The organism is Bradyrhizobium sp. Kon56 (assembly GCF_055807635.1).
Map to the genome: position 1 here is coordinate 307,710 of NZ_JBVVOU010000006.1, position 19,670 is coordinate 327,379.

The 19,670-nt window shown below is 61.9% G+C and carries 15 protein-coding genes, 1 tRNA gene and 1 pseudogene; 10 read left to right on the forward strand and 7 right to left on the reverse strand.

Annotated elements, in window-relative coordinates; all coding sequences use genetic code 11:
• Window positions 1–11 precede the first annotated feature (11 nt).
• From AC0L3B_RS12940 to AC0L3B_RS12960, 5 genes and pseudogenes are all read right to left on the reverse strand, one after another.
• Complete coding sequence (locus tag AC0L3B_RS12940; protein WP_473380486.1) at window positions 12–3,428, reverse strand: DEAD/DEAH box helicase family protein; 3,417 nt, start codon at window positions 3,426–3,428, stop codon at window positions 12–14.
• Window positions 3,429–3,530: 102 nt separating this feature from the next.
• Window positions 3,531–4,361, reverse strand: a complete 831-nt coding sequence (locus AC0L3B_RS12945) for a hypothetical protein (RefSeq protein ID WP_473380487.1) — start codon at window positions 4,359–4,361, stop codon at window positions 3,531–3,533.
• A 1-nt stretch (window position 4,362) separates the two neighbouring features.
• A complete protein-coding gene (locus tag AC0L3B_RS12950; protein WP_473380488.1) occupies window positions 4,363–5,478 on the reverse strand; it encodes a restriction endonuclease subunit S in 1,116 nt (371 codons plus the stop codon).
• 74 nt (window positions 5,479–5,552) lie between these two features.
• Window positions 5,553–7,095, reverse strand: a pseudogene (locus AC0L3B_RS12955) (type I restriction-modification system subunit M).
• Window positions 7,096–7,348: 253 nt separating this feature from the next.
• Window positions 7,349–7,425, reverse strand: a tRNA-Met gene (locus AC0L3B_RS12960).
• A gap of 312 nt (window positions 7,426–7,737) precedes the next feature.
• Here AC0L3B_RS12960 and AC0L3B_RS12965 point away from each other — a divergent pair.
• Both AC0L3B_RS12965 and AC0L3B_RS12970 read left to right on the forward strand, forming a co-directional pair.
• Window positions 7,738–9,195, forward strand: a complete 1,458-nt coding sequence (locus AC0L3B_RS12965) for a coniferyl aldehyde dehydrogenase (RefSeq protein WP_026233398.1) — start codon at window positions 7,738–7,740, stop codon at window positions 9,193–9,195.
• A 120-nt stretch (window positions 9,196–9,315) separates the two neighbouring features.
• On the forward strand, window positions 9,316–10,908 hold the full coding sequence (locus AC0L3B_RS12970; protein WP_018457561.1) for a GMC family oxidoreductase: 1,593 nt from the start codon (window positions 9,316–9,318) through the stop codon (window positions 10,906–10,908).
• A 64-nt stretch (window positions 10,909–10,972) separates the two neighbouring features.
• On the opposite strand, the gene AC0L3B_RS12975 is transcribed toward AC0L3B_RS12970, so the two are convergent.
• Window positions 10,973–11,734, reverse strand: coding sequence for an SDR family oxidoreductase (locus tag AC0L3B_RS12975; protein ID WP_026233399.1), 762 nt, complete (start codon window positions 11,732–11,734; stop codon window positions 10,973–10,975).
• A 118-nt stretch (window positions 11,735–11,852) separates the two neighbouring features.
• On the opposite strand from AC0L3B_RS12975, the gene AC0L3B_RS12980 reads away from it, so the two are divergent.
• The 3 genes from AC0L3B_RS12980 to AC0L3B_RS12990 all read left to right on the forward strand — a co-directional run bounded on the left by AC0L3B_RS12980 (window position 11,853) and on the right by AC0L3B_RS12990 (window position 14,261).
• Window positions 11,853–12,365, forward strand: a complete 513-nt coding sequence (locus AC0L3B_RS12980; RefSeq protein WP_018457563.1) for a CvpA family protein — start codon at window positions 11,853–11,855, stop codon at window positions 12,363–12,365.
• A gap of 127 nt (window positions 12,366–12,492) precedes the next feature.
• A complete protein-coding gene (locus tag AC0L3B_RS12985) occupies window positions 12,493–13,275 on the forward strand; it encodes an SDR family oxidoreductase (protein ID WP_007605221.1) in 783 nt (260 codons plus the stop codon).
• Entirely contained in the window at window positions 13,272–14,261 is a 990-nt protein-coding gene (locus AC0L3B_RS12990) for an NADPH:quinone reductase (protein WP_018457564.1), read from the forward strand. The genes AC0L3B_RS12985 and AC0L3B_RS12990 overlap by 4 nt, the downstream gene beginning before the upstream one ends.
• A 12-nt stretch (window positions 14,262–14,273) precedes the next feature.
• Here AC0L3B_RS12990 and AC0L3B_RS12995 read toward each other — a convergent pair whose 3' ends face one another.
• Window positions 14,274–14,750: a DUF3775 domain-containing protein gene (locus AC0L3B_RS12995; protein ID WP_018457565.1), complete on the reverse strand. Its 477-nt coding sequence runs from the start codon at window positions 14,748–14,750 to the stop codon at window positions 14,274–14,276.
• A gap of 136 nt (window positions 14,751–14,886) precedes the next feature.
• Between AC0L3B_RS12995 and AC0L3B_RS13000 the strand changes: the two genes are divergently transcribed.
• From AC0L3B_RS13000 to AC0L3B_RS13020, 5 genes are all read left to right on the forward strand, one after another.
• Window positions 14,887–15,735: an MBL fold metallo-hydrolase gene (locus AC0L3B_RS13000; RefSeq protein ID WP_026233400.1), complete on the forward strand. Its 849-nt coding sequence runs from the start codon at window positions 14,887–14,889 to the stop codon at window positions 15,733–15,735.
• 128 nt (window positions 15,736–15,863) lie between these two features.
• Window positions 15,864–16,706 carry a fumarylacetoacetate hydrolase family protein gene (locus AC0L3B_RS13005; RefSeq protein WP_085361660.1) on the forward strand — a complete coding sequence of 281 codons (843 nt, stop codon included), beginning with the start codon at window positions 15,864–15,866 and terminating at the stop codon, window positions 16,704–16,706.
• 156 nt (window positions 16,707–16,862) lie between these two features.
• Window positions 16,863–17,474 carry a glutathione S-transferase family protein gene (locus AC0L3B_RS13010; RefSeq protein ID WP_018457568.1) on the forward strand — a complete coding sequence of 204 codons (612 nt, stop codon included), beginning with the start codon at window positions 16,863–16,865 and terminating at the stop codon, window positions 17,472–17,474.
• Between the two features lie 22 nt (window positions 17,475–17,496).
• Complete coding sequence (locus AC0L3B_RS13015; RefSeq protein WP_473380489.1) at window positions 17,497–18,693, forward strand: serine hydrolase domain-containing protein; 1,197 nt, start codon at window positions 17,497–17,499, stop codon at window positions 18,691–18,693.
• A 16-nt stretch (window positions 18,694–18,709) separates the two neighbouring features.
• Complete coding sequence (locus AC0L3B_RS13020; RefSeq protein ID WP_473380490.1) at window positions 18,710–19,579, forward strand: MBL fold metallo-hydrolase; 870 nt, start codon at window positions 18,710–18,712, stop codon at window positions 19,577–19,579.
• Window positions 19,580–19,670 lie beyond the last annotated feature (91 nt).

The following is a 19,670-nucleotide window of genomic DNA, read 5'->3' on the forward strand; positions in this document are numbered from 1 at the left end:
ACGGGGCAACCCTAAGCTACCGCGCTATCGTTGATCTCGCGAATCTTGCTGACCAGGCGAACCACCTTGGCCTCATCGAACAGATGCTCGGGCCCGGTGGGCGCGACGCCGGTGAAAGGCGGCTCATATAAAAGCGACGGGTCCATCATGCCCTGATCGGTCAGATGCTCGATCACCATGTTGATGAACTCGATCTGAGCGGCACTCGCGGTGCCAGCCGCCAGGAATTCGCCGAAGGCTTCGCTCACGGCAACGCGGTCTAGCCCGACCAGCGAGCGAACGAACCGGCCAAATCCATGGCTCGTCTCGCGCGCACGTTCGATGTCGCCGGCTGCACCGACGCCAGCATCGAGAAGCAACTTCTCTAACTCGTTCAAGTCTGATGGGGTTAGCGGTTTGCCCTGCCGCAGCTTGTGCAAAACGATGTTGTCTTGGTGAGCCCGCAGGAAATGGCGGGCTTTGCTCTTGAAGCGTGCGAAGTCGGCCTCGCCCACTTGCGGCAACTGCAGCTCGACGCCTTCCCCGATCTCATCCGCAAAGTTCGAATAGACGAGGGCCTTCTTGCCTTTCTCGATGTGCTGGACGAGATCGCGTAGGCGCAAGCGCACCAGTTCCAGTAGCGGCACGGTGACGCCTTCCCACCACTGATCGGTCTGGATGTCTTCGATCAGCTCGGCGTGCTGCGCGATCGCCGGGATGGCAGTTTGCCCCTCCAAGGCCGAGGCAATCTCGAGAAGTTGCTTGCGCAGGGTGTCGAAACGCTTCGAGCCCTTGAGCAGCGCCAGTTCGAGCTGGAACATCAGGAGGTCGAAGCGTTTGGCGTCCTCTGTGCCCAGCATGTGGCTTGACGGCAGCGGCGCGACTTCGTCGACCAGCTCTTTGCGTGTCTCGTCGTCGATCGTCTGCCATGCCTTTGGCTCCCGGAACTTCTCTACGGAACGGCGATGCTGACGCACGATGAAGTTTTCTTCGTTCATTCCGCCGACAATGTCTTGCAAGGTCTTAGCGGCGGACGCGCGAATGTCCGGCTCGCTCGGCGGCGCTTGGTCCCCGGGCTTGTAGGGAGCCTGTTGGCCTGCGCCGAAGCCATCCACCTTGGCATGCTTCTCATCCAATGCCCGAACAAGGTCGACCCGCCCGGCAAACAAACGCTCGGAGAGCGAGCGCGCAGCGCTCGCCTCCTTCAATTCGGGATTGGCCCCGAAGAACTCGATGTTCTGGCAATAGTCGAAGACGCGGAAGAACTCCTTGTCCTGTCTGGGGCCAAACAGATCGGGACACAGGCGCGTGCCACGGCCGATCATTTGCCAAAACTTCGTCTTCGACCGCACCGGCTTGAAGAAGACGAGATTGACGACCTCAGGCACGTCGATGCCGGTATCGAGCATGTCCACGGAAATCGCGATGTGCGGGGCCTTGGCCTTGATCGAGAAATCATCGATCAAAGTTTGGGTGTAGGCGCCAGTCTGGTGGGTGATGACCCGGGCGAAATGGCCGGCGAGTGCCGGATATGCGGTATTGAATCGCAACTCGATGAATTTTGCGTGTGCCTCGTTCTTAGCAAAGACGATCGTCTTGCCGAGCCGGTCACCGCCCTCGACCTTCAGACCATTCTGCATGAGATGGGCGATGACGAGATCGACCGTCTCCTCGTTGAAGAGACGTTTGTTCACCTCGGCGGCTTCGACAGTTTCCGGAACCTCGTCCTCGCCCCATTCGAGCATGTCCCACTGGTCTTTTTCCTCGGGGGACAGGTCGTCATATCGGAGGCCTGTGCGAACTATTTTGAGGGGCACGGAAATGGTCTTGGGGGGCACCAGATGACCCTCGGCCACAGCCTCTTCGAGCGAATAGGCGTCGGTCGGAATACCGTCTTCCAGGTCGAACAGAGAATAGGTATTGCGATCGATCTCGTCCTTCGGTGTCGCCGTGAGGCCGACGAGGAAGGAGTCGAAATACTCGAAGATGGCCCGGTAGCGCTGGTATACCGAGCGATGCGCCTCGTCGATGACGATCAGGTCGAAATGGCCGGGACCGAACTTGGCCTTTCCCTCCTGCTTGCCGTCGATCAGGCCCATCATGGTCGGATAGGTCGATATGAAGACACGACCTTCGCTGGTCCGTTCGGTCACGAGATTGACCGGCGCGGAATCAGGCAAATGCGCCTTGAAGGCACCGGCCGCCTGGTTCACCAGCGCGACGCGATCGGCGAGGAACAGTACACGCTTGACCCAGCCGGCGCGCATCAGGAGGTCAACCAGCGCGATCACCGTGCGCGTCTTGCCAGAGCCGGTCGCCATGACGAGAAGCGCCTTGCGCTCACCATCCTCCTCGAAATGCTTTGCGATGGAGCGGATGGCCCGGTGCTGGTATGGCCGCTCGACTATCTTGCGGCTGATCGCCTCCGCGGCAAGCGATCTGCGGCTGACCCGGCGCTGTACCAGAAGCTCCAGCTCGTCGCGCTTGTAGAAGCCGCCGATCTGGCGCGGCGGATAGCGAGTGTCGTCCCAGATCCAGTGCTCGTAGCCATTGGAATAGAAGATCACCGGCCGCTGGCCGTAGCGTGCTTCCAGACAGTCGGCATAAAGCTTGGCCTGCTGCTGACCGGCGCGGGCATCCTTTCGGGTCCGCTTGGCTTCGACGAGGCCGAGCGGCTTGCCGTCCGCGCCCCAGAGGACATAGTCAACGAAACCGATGCCCTCATTGTTCGGGATGCCCTCGACGCGAAACTCGGTGTCCTCGGGCTTGTCGAGTGCCCAGCCGGCCTCGCGCAGCAGGAGATCGATATAGCGATCCCGGGTCTCGGCCTCGTTATAGTCGTGGCGATCAGGCCTCGCTTCCGCCACCTTGCGGGCCGCGGCAACCTCGGCACGGACTTTCTTCAGTTCCTCGTCGAGGTTCTGCTTGTCCAGAAGCAGCTTCGTCAGCTCGCCGTTCTTGGCGTCAAGCTCGGCCTGCTGCGTCTTGAGCTGGACGAAGGCCTTCTTCAACACTTCGTCCCGGCGCGACAGCACGGACGGATCGAAGACGAGACCGTCCGCCGGCTTAGTTTTGCGCGCGTAGGTGCGCGCAAACCAGAAGCAGACGTGAAACAGCTCCTTCACCGCGCCCGTGGCATCGCCGGAGCTAATGCGGCGCTCTTCATGGACAGCGCGATTGCGGAGCGTATTGATGTACCTCGCCTTGGCGAACACGGCCTCGCCCGCGGCGCGGCGAAAGCTCGGCTCATGCAGCAGCGCGGAAATATTGTCCTGATAGGGCAGTTTGAGGCTGGGGTCAGATCGGAACGCCCATTTCACGGCGACCTCGACCGTCTTGCCGGCGAAGAACGCAGCTGCGGTCGGTGACACTGCCGCCTGGCGCTCAGCTTCCACCGCCGCCTCATGCACGGCAGGGAATTCGGCAGCGAGGAAGGTGAAATTCGACATTCGATCGCTCAGGTGCACAGGGCTCGTGAGACGGGAACCGCGCAACCATCGGATGCATTGACCCGATCGTCAAGGAGGACCTTCGCCCCTTCTACGTCCCTACTATCCGCCACCATATATTCGGTCGTGTGGTAGCCCATCCGCGACATAGGCAGCAATGCCAGCCAACAGGATCGGCACAGCGACTAGGTCGCGCGCTTCGAGATCGCGCGGTTTGTGGGCAGCCTTACCGCGGTGCCGAATGCCGGGGTAGTCAGAAGCAAATGCGTAGAGAGCAACGAGCGCCTCACGTACTTTTTCGTGTGGCCAGGTTTTTAGTTCTCTCGCCATTTTTCCGAGCGTATCACTCGCTACTCCCGGTTGCCCTCCCAAGAGTCCTTCCGCGAAATTAAAATTCTTTTGAAGGCAGATCTTTACTCGATGAGGGGTACACGGATTTCCGGCCTCTCCAAATGATCGGTCAAACTCCTCCAATAATTCACGAAGGTCAGGAGACGATCGCCCCATGATCCGCAGCTCGTGAATCAGGGCATCAAACACGCCCTCGATTCGAGGCACGATTCGGAACGGCCTTGCAATCCTGTATCGCAATTGATGTTGCTTGACGAATGTATGAAACAGCCCTGCATATCTCAAAGAAAGTCCAGGCACGTCGTATTCATCGATCAGAACCGCTACGCTTGTTAGGCAGCTCAATATATCGCTCTCGGACCTAAAATCAGCTGATCCCAACTCCGCGAGAGCTTCCTCTGCTACCTTTCTATCCTGGAGAATTTCACCAAGCGCGTTTGATGATTTTGGCCGCTCCAGCACCGAATTTATTTCCCGAAATATTTCGCCGCCGATTTCCTCGGGTGCGCCTCGTTGACGCAGAAATCGATACCAAACTTCCCGATAGACATAAGACCAAGATCCTAAAAACTCTCCTCTCATGCTAAAGTCCCTCGCTAAACGCTACAGATTGAAGGGACGCAAACAAAGCCTCCATTCGTGACAGGGAACGATTGTACCTTTTTTTGATGGACTCGACGCCGGCAACTCGGCGCGCATAGTTTAGCTGATGGTCGATCGGGGGAAGAGGGATGGGAATATTGCCAAGCCCCTCCGTGTTAATATTGAATTGGCCAGCGGAGGTCTTCGAGCGTTCTCGCAACGCCTTTTGACCTTCCGAAGTTGAGAGATATTCTCGAAGATAAATAGGATCAATTCTAGCAAGATCCGGACGCGCTCGAATGAGGTAGGAAGCGAATATCCAATCTGACATTTCGTAGCCGGCTTTCTCGAGCTCAACGGGATCAACAACAGCGCAACGCCCGACATAGTCGGGATTTCCATTTGTTCGCACGAAAAGAATATCCCCCTCGCTCAGCCTTAGCCGATCTAGCTCGGGCCTTTCTACCGGCACTAATTTCAGATCAGATAGATCCAACCCACCACCAACAACATTGGGAATGCGCAAGGCCGGATACCCATGAGAAGCGGACTTGCTTGACGTGCCATAGCGGAATTCCATGACAAGCGCACCCAACGGCACTCGCACTAAACTCACAAGGCTCGCCTCGAACATATCTGCAAAGATCGATTGCGCTAGATCGCTCAACAATTCGAGTGACCTTCTCCGCTTCCGCCACAGGACGTCCGCCTTGTCTAGGATAGCCGCGATCCGCTTCTGTTCGTCGAGTGGCGGAAGGGGAATTTGCGAGCCTTTTACAATTCGGTCTGTAACAGCGGGGTAGCTTGCCCCAGTCGCTTGTCGCGTCATTTGCTCAATAAATTGAAGCGACCGCACCCAGTGCAGCAAATAACGACTTGATAGTTTATCGGGACGCGGCCTGAGGACACAAAAGCCGGTAGATGCAGTGGCGCCATCAAACTCATCTGTGACTGCAGCGACACCGTTCAGGTTTGGACGAACCGTGGAGACAAGGATGTCTCCCGTCCTTATCAATTGGCGAGCGCGACTTGGCGCCTCTGAACCAGCTATGGACGACCCGGAAGTAATTCTTTTCTCGGACTGAGAGACTGCGCTTAGATCGACATAAACAAACATCTCGTGAGGCTTGGAGACAGGACTCCAAGTCGAAACAGGCTCAACACAGTCTCCGATAGTGGCAAGCCGGACGTTCACAACATCGCCTCAAGTTTCGCCAAACCGTTTGCGATTTCGTTCTCGAGCCAGTTAAGCTCTACAATGATCTCTCTCGGCGACCGATGCTTGGCTCCCTTGTGTACTACCTCCCTGTAACGATTGATGGAGAGATCATAGTCGGCCAAGGCAATCTCCGCCTTGGGTACACAAAAGCTCTGCTCAGAACGCGGCCGCGCTTGTTCGGAGCCCGCCCGCTCCTTCCATCGCGCTGCGATATCAGGAAGATTGTTCTTGGCATGCTCCTCGGCTTCGAGCTTCGCCTTGGGGCCGACCTTGTCCGCCGGCAGCAGCGCGTTGCGCTTGTCATCAAGCGAAAAGCCGTCGGCTTGGCAATCATAGAACCAGACCAGATCGGTGCCGCCAGAGTTGGTCTTGGTAAACAACACAATCGCCGTAGACACACCGGCATAGGGCCTGAACACACCCGACGGCAGCTTCACGATGCCATCGAGCTTATGGTCTTCGACAAGCATTTTTCGAATCGCCTTATGCGCTGTGGACGACCCGAACAGAACGCCGTCCGGAACGATCACCGCCGCGCGCCCGCCGGGCTTCAACAGCTTGAGGAACAGCGCCATGAACAGGAGCTCGGTCTTCTTGGTCTTGACCAGCGCCAACAGGTCTTTCGCTGTCGTCTCATAGTCGAGCGAGCCGGCAAACGGCGGGTTGGCGAGCACGAGGCTGTAGCGATCTTCGTCGCCGGCATGCTCCTGCGACAGCGAATCCTTGTAGCGGATGTCGGGGTCCTCAACGCCGTGCAACGTCATGTTCATCGAGCCGATGCGCAGCATGGTGCCGTCAAAATCGAAGCCGTGGAACATCGCCTCGTTGAAATGGTCGCGGCTTTGCTTGTCGTGAAACAGTTTTGGATGGGTGTCGCGGAGATATTCGCCGGCCGCGACCAGGAAGCCACAGGTGCCGCAGGCGGGATCGCAGATCACGTCTTTCGGCGTCGGCGCCGTCATCTCGACCATCAGCGCGATGATGTGGCGCGGCGTGCGGAACTGACCGTTTTGCCCGGCAGTCGCGATCTTACCGAGCATGTATTCGTAGAGGTCGCCCTTGGTGTCGCGGTCCTCCATTGGGATATCGGCGAGCAGATCGACGACCTTGGCGAGCAGCGCGGGCGTCGGGATGGTGAAGCGCGCGCCCTTCATGTGGGTGGCGTGCGCGGTGCCCTCTTCCGCCATCGTGCGCAGGAAGGGGGAAGACGTGTTCGGAGACGATGGCGAACATCGTCGCGGGGTCCTTGTTCTTCAGCCGCGACCAGCGCATCTCCTCGTAGGCGACGCCGCCGCCCTTGCCGATGCCGTCCTTCCCTTTTGGGAAGATATCTCGTTCCATTGGTTTGCCGAGACGGTTGGCCCTGTTCTCCTCGCGGGTATGAGCCTCATCGAGGCCGCGGATGAAAAGGAGGTAGGTGATCTGCTCGATCACCTCGATCGGATTGGCGATGCCGCCAGCCCAGAAGGCGTTCCAGACGTTGTCGATCTTGGAACGTAGTTCACCTGTCAGCATGCCGTCCCCCGGATCGATAACGTGCTGGTTGCAGTATCAAATCTTCACGCGAAAACGAACACCTATGCTCCTCCTGTCTTCGAATGGCTGGGGATGGCGAAAAACCGGTCGGACTAACTTGTTCCGGAAGCTTCCTGCGGAGCGCCTTGGCGACGTTTTCGACGGTGGCGACTCGGTGGCGATTCTACTCAAACAAAAAGCCGCTCTTCCGAGCGGCTTTTTGGATTTTTGCTGCTGAAAACAGCATCTTATCTGGTTGCGGGGATAGGATTTGAACCTATGACCTTCAGGTTATGAGCCTGACGAGCTACCGGGCTGCTCCACCCCGCGTTAACCGTTGCTTTGCCTTCGTGAAAGCGCCGGGGACGGTGAATGAAGGGCCGGCGCTGTTCGCGTGGCTTGCTTCGTCCGTCCCGAAGGCTTCCTTGGAAGGCAACCCCGGGCAAAGCCCGTTGGGTGCGGGCGGTATGTACCAACCCGGGGTGCCTTTGGAAAGGGCTGCGAGAACGTTTTTTTCGACTTTATGACAGCGCGGTGGACGAATTTGCGGCCTATTTGGCCGGCCCTTGCCAGAAGTTCCACAAGGGGCCAGCTTGCGGCAACAAAACCAGGCGGAAACGCCACTTAATGGGGGAGAACGCCATGGACCACGCCTTGGATCGCCCCTCAGATCGCCCCCCGCCGAGCGCCCCGCTTCGGGGCCTCGAAGACGCCTTCCATGCCATGGTCGAGCGGTCGCGGGCCGAGCCGGCGCCTGGCCTCGCCGAGCGGCTCGACCGCCTGGCGCGGTTGCGCACTGTCGTCGCCGACAACGAGGAGCGCTTCCGGCAGGCGATCTCGGCCGATTTCGGTCACCGCTGCGCGGTCGAGACCAATATCGCCGAGACCATGATGGTGTTCTCCGAGATCCGTCATGCCACCAAGCACCTCAAGAGCTGGATGGCGCCGCAGCGCGTTTCGACGGCGCTGCAATTCCTGCCCGCGCGCAACCGGCTGATGCCGCAGCCGCTCGGCGTCGTCGGCATCATCGCGCCCTGGAATTATCCGCTGCAGCTGACGCTCGCGCCCGCGATCGGCGCGCTCGCCGCCGGCAACCGCGTCATTATCAAGCCGAGCGAGCTTGTGCCGCACTTCTCATCGCTGCTGAAGGAGACGGTCGCCGAGCGGTTCGACGCTGCGGAATTGCTCGTCACCGGCATCGAAGACGAGGTCGCAAAGGCCTTCGCGCATCTGCCGTTCGATCATCTCGTGTTCACCGGCTCGACCCGGGTGGGGCGGCTGGTGGCGGAGGCCGCGGGGCGTAACCTCACGCCCGTCACGCTCGAGCTCGGCGGCAAGTCGCCTGTTATCATCGACGCCTCGGCTGATCTCGAAGAGGCCGCCGAGCGCATCGCCTACGGCAAGCTGCTCAATGCCGGGCAGACCTGCATCGCGCCCGACTATGTGCTGGTGCCCGAGCGCGCGTTGCAGGCCTTTGCCGAAAAAGTTCGCGCGCAGATGCGACGCATGTTCGGCACCGACCCCTCGAACAAGGACTACACCTCCGTGATCTCCGACCGGCATTATGCGCGGCTGGAAAATCTCGTCTCCGATGCGGCACGTCGCGGCGCAAAGATCCTGCAGCCGGCGAAGCCGGACGATCCCAACTGGAAGGCGCACCGCAAATTCCCGCCGACGCTGATCGTGGGCGCGAGCGAAGACATGGCGGCCATGCAGGAGGAGATTTTCGGCCCCGTGCTCCCCGTGCTCGGCTATCGCGACCCGGCCGACGCCATCGCCTTCGTCAACGCCCGCGACCGGCCGCTGGCGTTGTACTGGTTCGGCAAGGACCGCGTTGCGCGCGACGAGGTGCTGGCGCGCACCGTCTCCGGCGGCGTCACGGTCAACGACTGTCTGTTCCACTTCGCGCAAATCAACCAGCCGATGGGCGGCGTCGGCGCATCCGGCACCGGCGCCTATCACGGCGAATGGGGCTTTCGCACGTTCGGCAAGCTGAAGCCGGTGTTCTACCGCTCGAAATTCAACCGCCTCGCCGACCTCTATCCGCCTTATGGCGGCAAGATCGCGCGGCTGGAGAAGATGATGCGATTCGTGTCGTAGGTTTCAGCACCTGTCATTGCGAGCGCAGCGAAGCAATCCAGAATCCCTCCGCGGCAAAGGTCTGGATTGCTTCGCTTGCGCTCGCAATGACGGAAAGAATGAATGCAGGGGGAAACATCAGTGACGGACACATTCGATTTCGTCGTCGTGGGCGCGGGCTCCGGCGGCTGCGCGGTGGCGGGGCGGCTGTCGGAGGATGCGGGGACATCCGTGGCGCTGCTCGATGCCGGCGGTCGGAACGACAATTGGCGGATCACCACGCCGTTCGGACTGGCTTTGCCATACAAGGCGGCGAACTGGGGTTTCGATACCGTGCCGCAGAAGGGATTGAACGGCCGGATCGGCTATCAACCGCGCGGCAAGGGACTCGGCGGATCCTCGGCGATCAACGCCATGGTCTATATCCGCGGCAACAAATGGGACTACGACCACTGGGCCTCGCTCGGCAATGCCGGCTGGTCATATGCCGACGTGCTGCCCTATTTCAACCGCTCGGAGAACAACGCCGATTTCGACGGCGCCTATCATGGCAAGGGCGGCCCGCTGCATGTCAACAGACTGCGCGCGGACAATCCGATCCACGACATCTTCCATCAGGCCGCCCGCGAGGCGCAGTTCCGCATCCGCGAGGACTTCAATGAAGAGGATCACGAAGGGCTCGGCAGCTACCAGGTGACCCAGCACAATGGTGAGCGCTGGAGCGCGGCGCGCGCCTATCTGCATCCCCACATGGACAAGCGCGCCAATCTGCGTGTCGAGACGCAGGCGCATGCCACGCGCATCCTGTTCGAAAGTGGGCGCGCGGTCGGCATCGAATATGTCCAGGGCAAGCAGACAAAGAAGCTACGCGCCCGTCGCGAGGTGATCCTCGCCTCCGGCGCCTTCCAGTCACCGCAATTGCTGATGCTGTCGGGCATAGGCGACGGCAAGGCGCTTGCCGCCCACGGGATCGACGTCGTGCATCATTTGCCGGGCGTAGGACGCAATCTGCAGGATCATCCGGATTTCGTGTTCGTCTACGCCTCCGACTATCCACACTTCGTCCATTCGTCGCTCGGCCGGCTACCATCCCTGCTCCGCGCCATCCAACGATACCGCCGGGAGCGGCGCGGCCTGATGACCACCAATTTCGCCGAGTGTGGCGGCTTCCTGAAGACCCGGGCCGACCTCGATGTGCCCGACATCCAGCTGCACTTCATCATCGCGACGCTCGACGACCACGGCCGCAAGAAGCACAAGGAGGCGGGCTTCTCGTGCCATGTCTGCCTGTTGCGGCCGAAGAGCCGTGGCAGCGTCTGGCTGAAAAGCGCCGATCCGCTGGCAGCGCCGCTGATCGATCCGAATTTCTTGGGCGAGGCGGAGGATCTCGAGACGATGGTCGCGGGCTTCAAGACGACGCGAAGGCTGATGGAGACGCCCGCGATGCGCGCGTTGCAGAAGAAGGACATGTTCACGTCCGATGTGAGAACGGACGACGATATCCGCGCCATCCTGCGCGCGCGTGTCGACACCGTCTATCACCCCGTCGGCACCTGCAAGATGGGCACCGACGCGATGGCCGTGGTCGATCCGGCGCTGAAGGTGCACGGCGTGGAAGGTCTGCGCGTCGTCGACGCCTCGATCATGCCGACACTGATCGGCGGCAACACCAATGCGCCGGCGATCATGATCGGCGAGAAGGCGGCGGATATGATCAGGGGCGAGATGCGGTGACTCTACCTCGTCGTCCCGGCCTAGTGCGCAATTGCGCATGGGGGGCCGGGACGATAGCAGCTTCTCAATTCAGCAAGAACCCGCCGTCCACCGTCACCACACTGCCCGTCATGTACCGCGAGGCCTTCGAGGCCAGCAGCAGGATCGCGCCGTCGAGATCGGACTCGGCGCCGATGCGGCGCTGGGGAATGCGCTTGGTCAGGCGCTCGCCCGGCGGCGTCGCCCAGAACGCGTGGTTCATCTCGGTGTCGATGTAGCCGGGTGCCAGCGCGTTGACGCGGATGTTCTGCCCCGCAAGCTCCAGCGCCATCGCTTTGGTCGCCTGGATGATGCCGGCCTTGGAGATCGCGTAAGGCGACACCGCCTTCAGCACGCCGGTGCCGAGCACGGAGGCGATGTTGACGATGTTGCCTGCCTGCTTGCTCGCGATCATGCGGCGCGCGATCTCGGTCGCGAGGAAATAGGCGCCCTTGAGATTGGCGCCCATCACCGCGTCCCAATCGGCCTCGGTCTGCTCGGTCGCGAGCTTTTCGATCGCGATGCCAGCATTGTTGATCAGCACCGTGACCGGGCCGAGCGCGGCTTCCGTGGCATCGAGGGCCCTGGCGATCGATGCGATGTCGGTGACGTCGAGCGCGACGGCGGCGGCGCGGCCGCCCTTGCCGCGGATCTCGTCTTCCAGGCTCTTCAGCTTGTCGGTCTGCCGCGCCGCGAGCGCGACGGCCGCGCCATGTGCCGCCAACACCCGGGCAAATTGCCGCCCCAAGCCCTGGCTCGCACCTGTGACGAGGATGGTTTCTCGACTGACGTCGAATAGGTCTGACATTGGGCGCGTCCCTGAGCTTTGGGGTCATCGGTTTTGGCCATCAATACAGACGATTTTAACGATCTGAAACCGGAATGATCGGTTCTGCGTTCACTCGTTCCATGGCAGGCTCCCGCGCATGAACAGTTTCGATCTCGCCGTCTATGCGGCGCTCGCCATCGCGATCGGCTTCGGTTTCAGGACCGGCCTGCTCGGCAGCGCCATGACGATCCTGGCCTATCTCCTCGCCGCCCCCATCGCGGTTGCGCTGATGCCGCTGATCGTCCCGCAGGTCGCGGGCAATCCGAATGCGCCGCTGCTGCAGAACTGGATCTGGTTCTTCGGCATCTTCGTGGTGGTCGGCATGCTGTTTGGACATCTCGGCCGGCTGGCGCTGAGCGACACGATACGCGACGCCGGCATCGGCGACCGCCTCGGCGGCGCCGCGCTCGGCGCCATCAGGGTCGGCCTCGTCGCCACCACCTTGGTGCTGGTGTTCGACCAGATCGTGCCGGCCAACCGGCAGCCGCCGTTCCTCGCCGGTTCGCATCTGCGGCCGCTGTTCTCGACGGTCGGCCAGATGGGCTTCAAGTCGCTGCCGCCGGAGGCGGCCTCCGCGATCGACCGTCTCAAGCAGGAGCGGCGCATCTGATGAGGCGCATTTGCATCGCCGCGCAAGCGTGCATGCATTTTGATGCGAGCCAATCCCTTATCAGCGGCGCCAAGGTTGGCTAGAATAGCGGCTCTAAAAACCTGCCTGACATTACGGGAGTGAAACAGTGGATCTTGGGATCAAAGGCCGCCGCGCCATCGTCTGCGCATCCAGCAAAGGCCTCGGACGCGCCTGCGCCATCTCGCTGGCCGAGGCCGGCGTTCACGTCACGCTGACCGCGCGCGGCGCCGAGGCCCTGAAGAAGACGGCCGACGACATCCGCAAAGCCTATCCTGATGTGACCGTCACCGAGATCGTCGGCGACATCACGACGCCGGCGGGCCGCGAGGCCGTGCTCAAGGCCTGCCCCGAGCCGGACATCCTGATCAACAATGCCGGCGGACCTCCGCCCGGCGATTTCCGCAACTGGACCCGCGACGACTGGATTAAGGCGATCGATGCCAACATGCTGACCCCGATCGAGCTGATCAAGTCGACGGTGGACGGCATGATGGCCCGCAAGTTCGGCCGCATCGTCAACATCACCTCAGCGGCGGTGAAGGCGCCGATCGACATCCTCGGTCTCTCCAACGGCGCGCGCGCCGGCCTCACCGGATTCATTGCCGGCCTGTCGCGCAAGACCGTGATCAACAACGTCACCATCAACGGCCTGCTGCCGGGCCCGTTTGAGACCGATCGCCTGCGCAGCACCGCGAAGGGGGAATCCGAGAAGCGCGGCATCACGCCGGACCAGGTTCTGGCCGAGCGCGCCAAGCTCAATCCCGCGGGCCGCTTCGGCGATCCCGAGGAGTTCGGCTATGCCTGCGCATTCCTGTGCGGCGCCAAGGCCGGCTTCATCACCGGGCAGAACCTTCTGCTCGATGGCGGTGCCTTCCCGGGAACGCTGTGAGGGCGGTCTGGTACGAGGAGACAGGACCGGCGGCGGACGTCCTCACCTATGGTGAGATGGCCACGCCGGTCGCAGGTCCAGGCGAAGTTCGTATTCGCCTGGAAGCCTCCGGCGTCAATCCGGCCGATGTCGGCCGGCGCGGGGGCGGCTATCGCGCCAAGGAATTTTCGCGCGTCATTCCGAACAGCGATGGCGCGGGCTTTATCGACCAGATCGGCGATGGCGCGACGCGGTTCAAGATCGGCGACAGGGTCTGGCTGTTCAACGGCCAGCGTAACGGCCGCGCCTTTGGCACCGCGGCCGAATATATCGCGCTTGCCGAGCATCTGGTGACGCCGTTGCCGGACAATCTCTCTTTTGCGGAAGGCGCGACGCTGGGCATTCCCGCAATGACGGCGTGGTGCTCCCTGTTTGCGGACGGGCCGATCGTCGGCAAGTCGGTGCTGGTCACCGGCGGCGCGGGTGCAGTCGGACATTACGCCGTGCAACTCGCGAAATGGGGCGGCGCGCAGGTGATCGCGACCGTCAGCTCGGCGATAAAAGGCGAGCATGCGCGACAAGCCGGTGCCGATCTCGTGGTCAATTACAGGGACGAAGATGTCGTTGCCAAGGCCATGGCCTTCACCGGCGGACGCGGGGTCGACCAATTGGTCGATGTCGATTTCGGCGGCAACATCGCGACGACCCTGAAGTTGATGGCCATGAATTCGACAATCGCGGTCTACGCCACGAACGGCAACCGCACGCCGACCGTGCCGATGCGCGAGCTGATGGAGAAGTGCATCACGCTCCGCTCGCTCGTCTTGTTCGCGCTGCCGCCGGCGCTGCTTGCGGCGGCGCAGGCCGACATCTCGAAATGGCTGGCAGCGGGGCCGCGAATCCACAATGTCGCGGCGCAGTTTGCGCTGTCGGAGACGGCGCAGGCCCATGTCGCCGTCGAGAAAGGCGACAAGCTCGGCACCGTGGTGGTCGACTGCGCGCGCTGATATCGGCCGGAATCACCGCTGCTTGGTGATCTCGTCTTCGTCCCGCTGGCTTGGAGCGGATGAATCGGCCACCAGGTCTCCGTCGGTCCAGTCGACGCCGAATTCATCGAGCCCGTCGGCGAGCAGATCGCCCAGCATCGGCTCACCGAGCAGATAATGCGCCGTCTCGCGCCGGGGACTGCGATACTCCGCGCGTGCCTCCACGGCGCGTGCGCGCAAATCGTCCCAATCGTCGATCGTGCCGTCGCCGCGGCCGAGCCAGGTCAGCGCGACGAGATCGATCTGCTCGTCCTCGTTCATGGCCACGATGAAACTTCCGAGTTCGTTGACGACCGGATCGGAGCCGTCATCCTCGAGGACGTCGACCGCATCGTCATCAGTCGCATTCGAGCCGGAATCCGGATCGGAATCCGCCTGCTTGACGTCGAATTCACGCGCCTTTTCGATGATGAAGGCGACCTTCTCCGCGGAAATCGCAAGCTCTGGCATGGCTGGCCCTTTGTCTTTCCCTGGGTTCCCGCGATAACGCCGCACGGCGTCAGATGATCCATTGCGCCTGAGGGCGAAACTGCGCATGTTCCCCCGCAAAGCAAGAACATCAAACAAGAACATGGGGATGCGCCGGATGCAGTGGAAAGTCGGCAGGGTCAAGATCACCAAACTCGTCGAGATGGAGACGGTGGGTTCAACCCGCTTCATCCTCCCGGCAGCAACCAACGATGAAATCCGGAAGCTGCCCTGGCTGATCCCGCATTTCGCCACGGAAGAAGGCCGGCTGAAAATGTCGATCCATTCGCTGGTGCTCGAAACTCCTTCGCGCCGCATCGTGGTCGATACCGGACTTGGCAACGACAAGCAGGGCCGCAACGTCCCGACCTGGAACAATCGCACCACACCATTCCTGGAGACGATGATTGCGGCGGGCTTTCCGCCCGACAGCATCGATACCGTGCTGTGCACGCATCTTCATGTCGATCATGTCGGCTGGAACACGAAATGGGTCGACGGCAAATGGGTGCCGAGCTTCCCCAACGCGCGCTACGTCTTCGGCAAGACCGAATACCAGCACTGGCGCGACCACTCCACCGAGCCGGACAAGCAGGCCGTGTTTGTCGATTCCGTGAAGCCGATCGTCGATGCCGGCCGGGCGGAGTTGGTCGCGAGCGACCACCGGCTCAGCGAGGAGATCAGCATGATCCCAACCCCCGGCCACAGCCCCGGGCATATGAGCGTTCTGATCCGGTCGGACGGCGAGCAGGGACTGCTGACGGGCGACGTCGCCCATCATCCCTGCCAGATGGCGCATCTCGGCTGGTCCTCGAACGCGGATTCCGATCAGAGCCAATCTGCCGCGACGCGGCGCGAATTGTTCGGCCGGTTTGCCGACACCCCGACGCTGGTGATCGGCGGGCACTTTTCGGCCGGGCACATCAAGCGGGATGGGGACGCATTCAGGTTCGAGGCGCTGGCCTAGTCTCGTGCCCCGGACGAACCTCCCGAATCGAGAGGGCTGCAATGCGCCCTCTTTGAGCGGTTGAATTTCCCGCCGCCCTGTTCCATGAAGCTGTTTAACCGATCGGTCCATTCCAGGGAGAAACGAGAATGAAGCTTGTTCGTTATGGCGAGAAGGGTGCGGAAAAGCCCGGCCTGATCGACAAATCCGGCCAGTTGCGGGACCTGTCGGCGCATGTGAAGGACCTGACCGGCGAGGCCTATTCGCCCGAGAGCCTGAAGAAGCTGGCGGCGCTCGATCCGGCCTCGCTGCCCGCCGTCTCCGGCAAGCCGCGGTTCGGCGCCCCCGTTATCGGCATGTCGAAATTCGTGGCGATCGGCCTCAACTACAGCGACCACGCCAAGGAGACCGGCGCGGAAATCCCGAGCGAGCCGATCATTTTCATGAAGGCCAACACCTCGCTGTCCGGCCCGAACGACGCCATCGAGAAGCCGCGCGGCTCGACCAAGCTCGACTGGGAGGTCGAGATCGCCGCGATCATCGGCACGCGCGCAAAATACGTTTCGGAAGCCGACGCGCTCAACCACGTCGCCGGCTACTGCGTCTGCAACGACGTCTCCGAGCGCGCCTTCCAGATCGAGCGCCTGGGTCAGTGGACCAAGGGCAAGTCGCACGACACGTTCGGCCCGCTCGGTCCCTGGCTCGCCACCAAGGACGAGATCAAGGACGTGCAGAACCTGCCGATGTGGCTCGACGTGAACGGCCAGCGCCGTCAGACCGGCTCGACCAAGACCATGATCTTCTCGATGGCCAAGTGCATCTCCTATGTCTCGCAGTTCATGACGCTGCTGCCGGGCGACATCATCACGACAGGCACCCCGCCCGGCGTCGGCCTCGGCATGAAGCCGCCGACCTTCCTCAATGTCGGCGACGTCATCACGCTCGGCATCGAGGGTCTTGGCGAGCAGCGCCAGGAGATCGTCGCGGCGTAAGCCGCGGCCAGCGCACACTCGTCGTCATGCCCGGGCTTGTCCCGGGCATCCACGTCTCACAGTCTAGCCACGCGGACGCGCGTGGATGGCCGGGTCAAGCCCGGCCATGACGGACGAGACACCATTTGCTCAAGACCGATCGCAGGGAATTGTCCCATGAAGCTCACCTTCTCCCCCGCCTCGCCCTTTGCCCGCAAGGTGCGCATCGCCGCGATCGAGCTCGGGCTGATCGACAAGATCGAACTCACGCCGGCGAGCGTCGCGCCCGGCACGGCCAACGAGGACTATTCACGCATCACGCCGCTGAAAAAGCTGCCGGTGCTGATCACCAATGACGGCGACGTCATCCTGGACTCGTATGTCATCGTCGAATATCTCAATGAGATGGCCGGCGGCAGCCTGATCCCCGATTACGGTCCGCGGCGCTGGAAGGCCAAGACCAATCATTCCCTGATCAACGGCATGCTCGATTCCATGCTGCTGTGCCGCTACGAGAAGATGGTGCGGCCGCAGGGCCTGCAATGGCAGGCGTGGTCGGACGACCATTGGAACCGGGCCTGGACCGGCATGGCGCGCTTCGAGAACATGCCCGATGTCCTTAACGGTCCGTTCGACATCTCGCAGATCGGCCTCGTCTGCGTGCTCGGCTATGCCGACTTCCGCTTCGCCGATTGCGGCTGGCGCAAGGCCTATCCGAAGCTCGACGCGTTCCACCAGAAAATGCTGGAGCGGCCCTCCGTGAAGATCTCAGTGCCGCCAGCGGCGTAGTATCGCGACGGCGGGGAGAAGGATGATGCTCGATCGCTTCCCCCGCCTCGGCATTCTCGGCGCGAGCCTCATGCTCGCGTTGACCGTCTCAACCACTTCCGTGCAAGCCGACGGCATGGTGCCTGGACAGCGAAACCTCGCCTGCGAACCGCCATCGTCAACCGACGACGGCTGGACGGCTGCGTCGCCCGACAGCGTCGGCATGGACGGCGCGCAACTCTGCGGCATCGCGGCACGACTGGGCCAACGCGCGACTTCGGTCCATTCGGTTGTCGTCGCGCGCCACGGCAAGCTCGTCTTCGAGCAATACTTCGCCGGCTACGACCAACCCTGGGGACAACCGGAAGGCCAGCGCGAATTCACCGCGACGACGAAGCACGACATCCGTTCGGCATCGAAGAGCATCGTTTCGCTGCTCGTCGGCATCGCGATCGATCGCAAGCTGATCGAAGGCGTCGACGAGCCTGTGCTCAAGTTCTTCCCCGATCATCAGGCGGTGAAGCAAGCGGGCTGGGAGGCCATCACGCTGCGCCATCTGCTGACGATGTCCTCGGGAATGAAATGGGACGAGGCGCGAGCATGGACCGATCCGAACAACGACGAACCGCATCTCACCTTTGAAGCCGATCCGATCAGCTATGTGCTCGCAAGACCGATCGCCGCACCGCCGGATGTACTCCGGACCTATAATGGCGGCGGGACTGAACTGCTCGGCAACATCCTCGAACGCGTCTCGGGCAAGCCGCTGGAGACGTTTGCGCGCGAGGTGCTGTTCCAGCCGCTCGGGATCACCGATTTCGAGTGGAAGGCCTACCCGAAGAACGGCAAGATCGCGGCGGCCGCCGGCCTGCGCTTGCGTCCGCGAGATGCCGCCAAGCTCGGCCAGCTCGTGCTCGATCGCGGCCAGTGGAACGGCCAACAGATCGTCTCGGCCGATTGGATTGCACAATCGATCGCGCCGCGCTTCCAGGCGATCGGCTATTTTGGCGGCACGCTGTTCTACGGCTATCAATGGTGGATGGGCCGCTCGCTGGCCGGCGGAAGGGAAATCAAATGGGTTGGCGCCTTCGGCTGGGGCGGACAACGCATTTTCATCGTGCCTGAGCTTGACCTCGTCATGATGACCACCGCTGCCCAATACGGCCAGCCGAAGGAAGGGCTGGCCGCGATCGACGTCCTCTCCAACATCGTCATTCCGTCCGTGCGTGACGCACGCTGAGTGCAAGGAAGCGAGCATGAGCCTGAAATACGCGGTCGGCGATCTCACCATCCATCGCATCATCGAGCAGGAAACCTCGTTCGTCCCGGCGCTGGAGATGTTGCCGGGGCTGACACCGGAGCTGCTGGCCGAGAACCGCGCGTGGATGAGGGAGGCGAAAGCCCTGGATGACAGCGACACATTGATGCTGTGCTTCCAGTCCTATGTGATCAAGACGCCGCACCACACCATTCTGGTCGACAGCTGCATCGGCAACGACAAGCCGCGGCCGCAGCGCCCGAAATGGAACATGAAGACCGACGACACCTATCTGCGCGGACTCAACGCTGCCGGATTCTCGCCTGACGACATCGACTTCGTGATGTGCACGCATCTGCATGTCGATCACGTCGGCTGGAACACGCGTCTGGAGAACGGCCGCTGGGTGCCGACCTTCCCGAAAGCGCGCTACGTCTTCGCCAAGCAGGAGTTCGATCATTGGACCGAGCAGAACGCGAAGGCGGAGGTGCCGCCCTTCGCCGACAGCGTGCTGCCGGTGGTCGAGGCCAAACGCCACGAGCTTGTCGGCAACGATCACCAGATCGGCGACCACGTTCGTATTCTGCCGACGCCGGGCCACACGCCGGGCCATATCGCCATCACGATGGGCCACGGCAAGGACGACGCCGTGTTCTCCGGCGACCTCATGCACTCGCCGATCCAGACGCTCTATCCGGAGCTGTCGGTCAAGTTTGACCTCGATCAGGCCGAGGCGGCAACGACGCGCCGCAGCTTCCTGGAACGCTATTGCGATACCGACACGTTGTGCTGCACCGCGCATTTCCCCTCGCCGTCCGTTGGGAAGATCCGGCGCAAGGGCAGTGGCTTCGTATGCGCGGCGGTGTAGTCGAATGGCGCAATCGTAGCAACCATTAAAGGCTAGGCGGCTTTTTCGATCCAGGGCGTGCCCCGTTGCACGACAGTATTGGCGTAGATCA

What these genes read in the sequence shown, in the direction of transcription:
- AC0L3B_RS12940 (WP_473380486.1), bottom strand. Translation starts at nt 3,428, where the DNA reads ATGTCGAATTTCACCTTCCTCGCTGCCGAATTCCCTGCCGTGCATGAG.
- AC0L3B_RS12945 (WP_473380487.1), bottom strand. Translation starts at nt 4,361, where the DNA reads ATGAGAGGAGAGTTTTTAGGATCTTGGTCTTATGTCTATCGGGAAGTT.
- AC0L3B_RS12950 (WP_473380488.1), bottom strand. Translation starts at nt 5,478, where the DNA reads ATGTTTGTTTATGTCGATCTAAGCGCAGTCTCTCAGTCCGAGAAAAGA.
- AC0L3B_RS12965 (WP_026233398.1), top strand. Translation starts at nt 7,738, where the DNA reads ATGGACCACGCCTTGGATCGCCCCTCAGATCGCCCCCCGCCGAGCGCC.
- AC0L3B_RS12975 (WP_026233399.1), bottom strand. Translation starts at nt 11,734, where the DNA reads ATGTCAGACCTATTCGACGTCAGTCGAGAAACCATCCTCGTCACAGGT.
- AC0L3B_RS12980 (WP_018457563.1), top strand. Translation starts at nt 11,853, where the DNA reads ATGAACAGTTTCGATCTCGCCGTCTATGCGGCGCTCGCCATCGCGATC.
- AC0L3B_RS12995 (WP_018457565.1), bottom strand. Translation starts at nt 14,750, where the DNA reads ATGCCAGAGCTTGCGATTTCCGCGGAGAAGGTCGCCTTCATCATCGAA.
- AC0L3B_RS13000 (WP_026233400.1), top strand. Translation starts at nt 14,887, where the DNA reads ATGCAGTGGAAAGTCGGCAGGGTCAAGATCACCAAACTCGTCGAGATG.
- AC0L3B_RS13005 (WP_085361660.1), top strand. Translation starts at nt 15,864, where the DNA reads ATGAAGCTTGTTCGTTATGGCGAGAAGGGTGCGGAAAAGCCCGGCCTG.
- AC0L3B_RS13010 (WP_018457568.1), top strand. Translation starts at nt 16,863, where the DNA reads ATGAAGCTCACCTTCTCCCCCGCCTCGCCCTTTGCCCGCAAGGTGCGC.
- AC0L3B_RS13015 (WP_473380489.1), top strand. Translation starts at nt 17,497, where the DNA reads ATGATGCTCGATCGCTTCCCCCGCCTCGGCATTCTCGGCGCGAGCCTC.
- AC0L3B_RS13020 (WP_473380490.1), top strand. Translation starts at nt 18,710, where the DNA reads ATGAGCCTGAAATACGCGGTCGGCGATCTCACCATCCATCGCATCATC.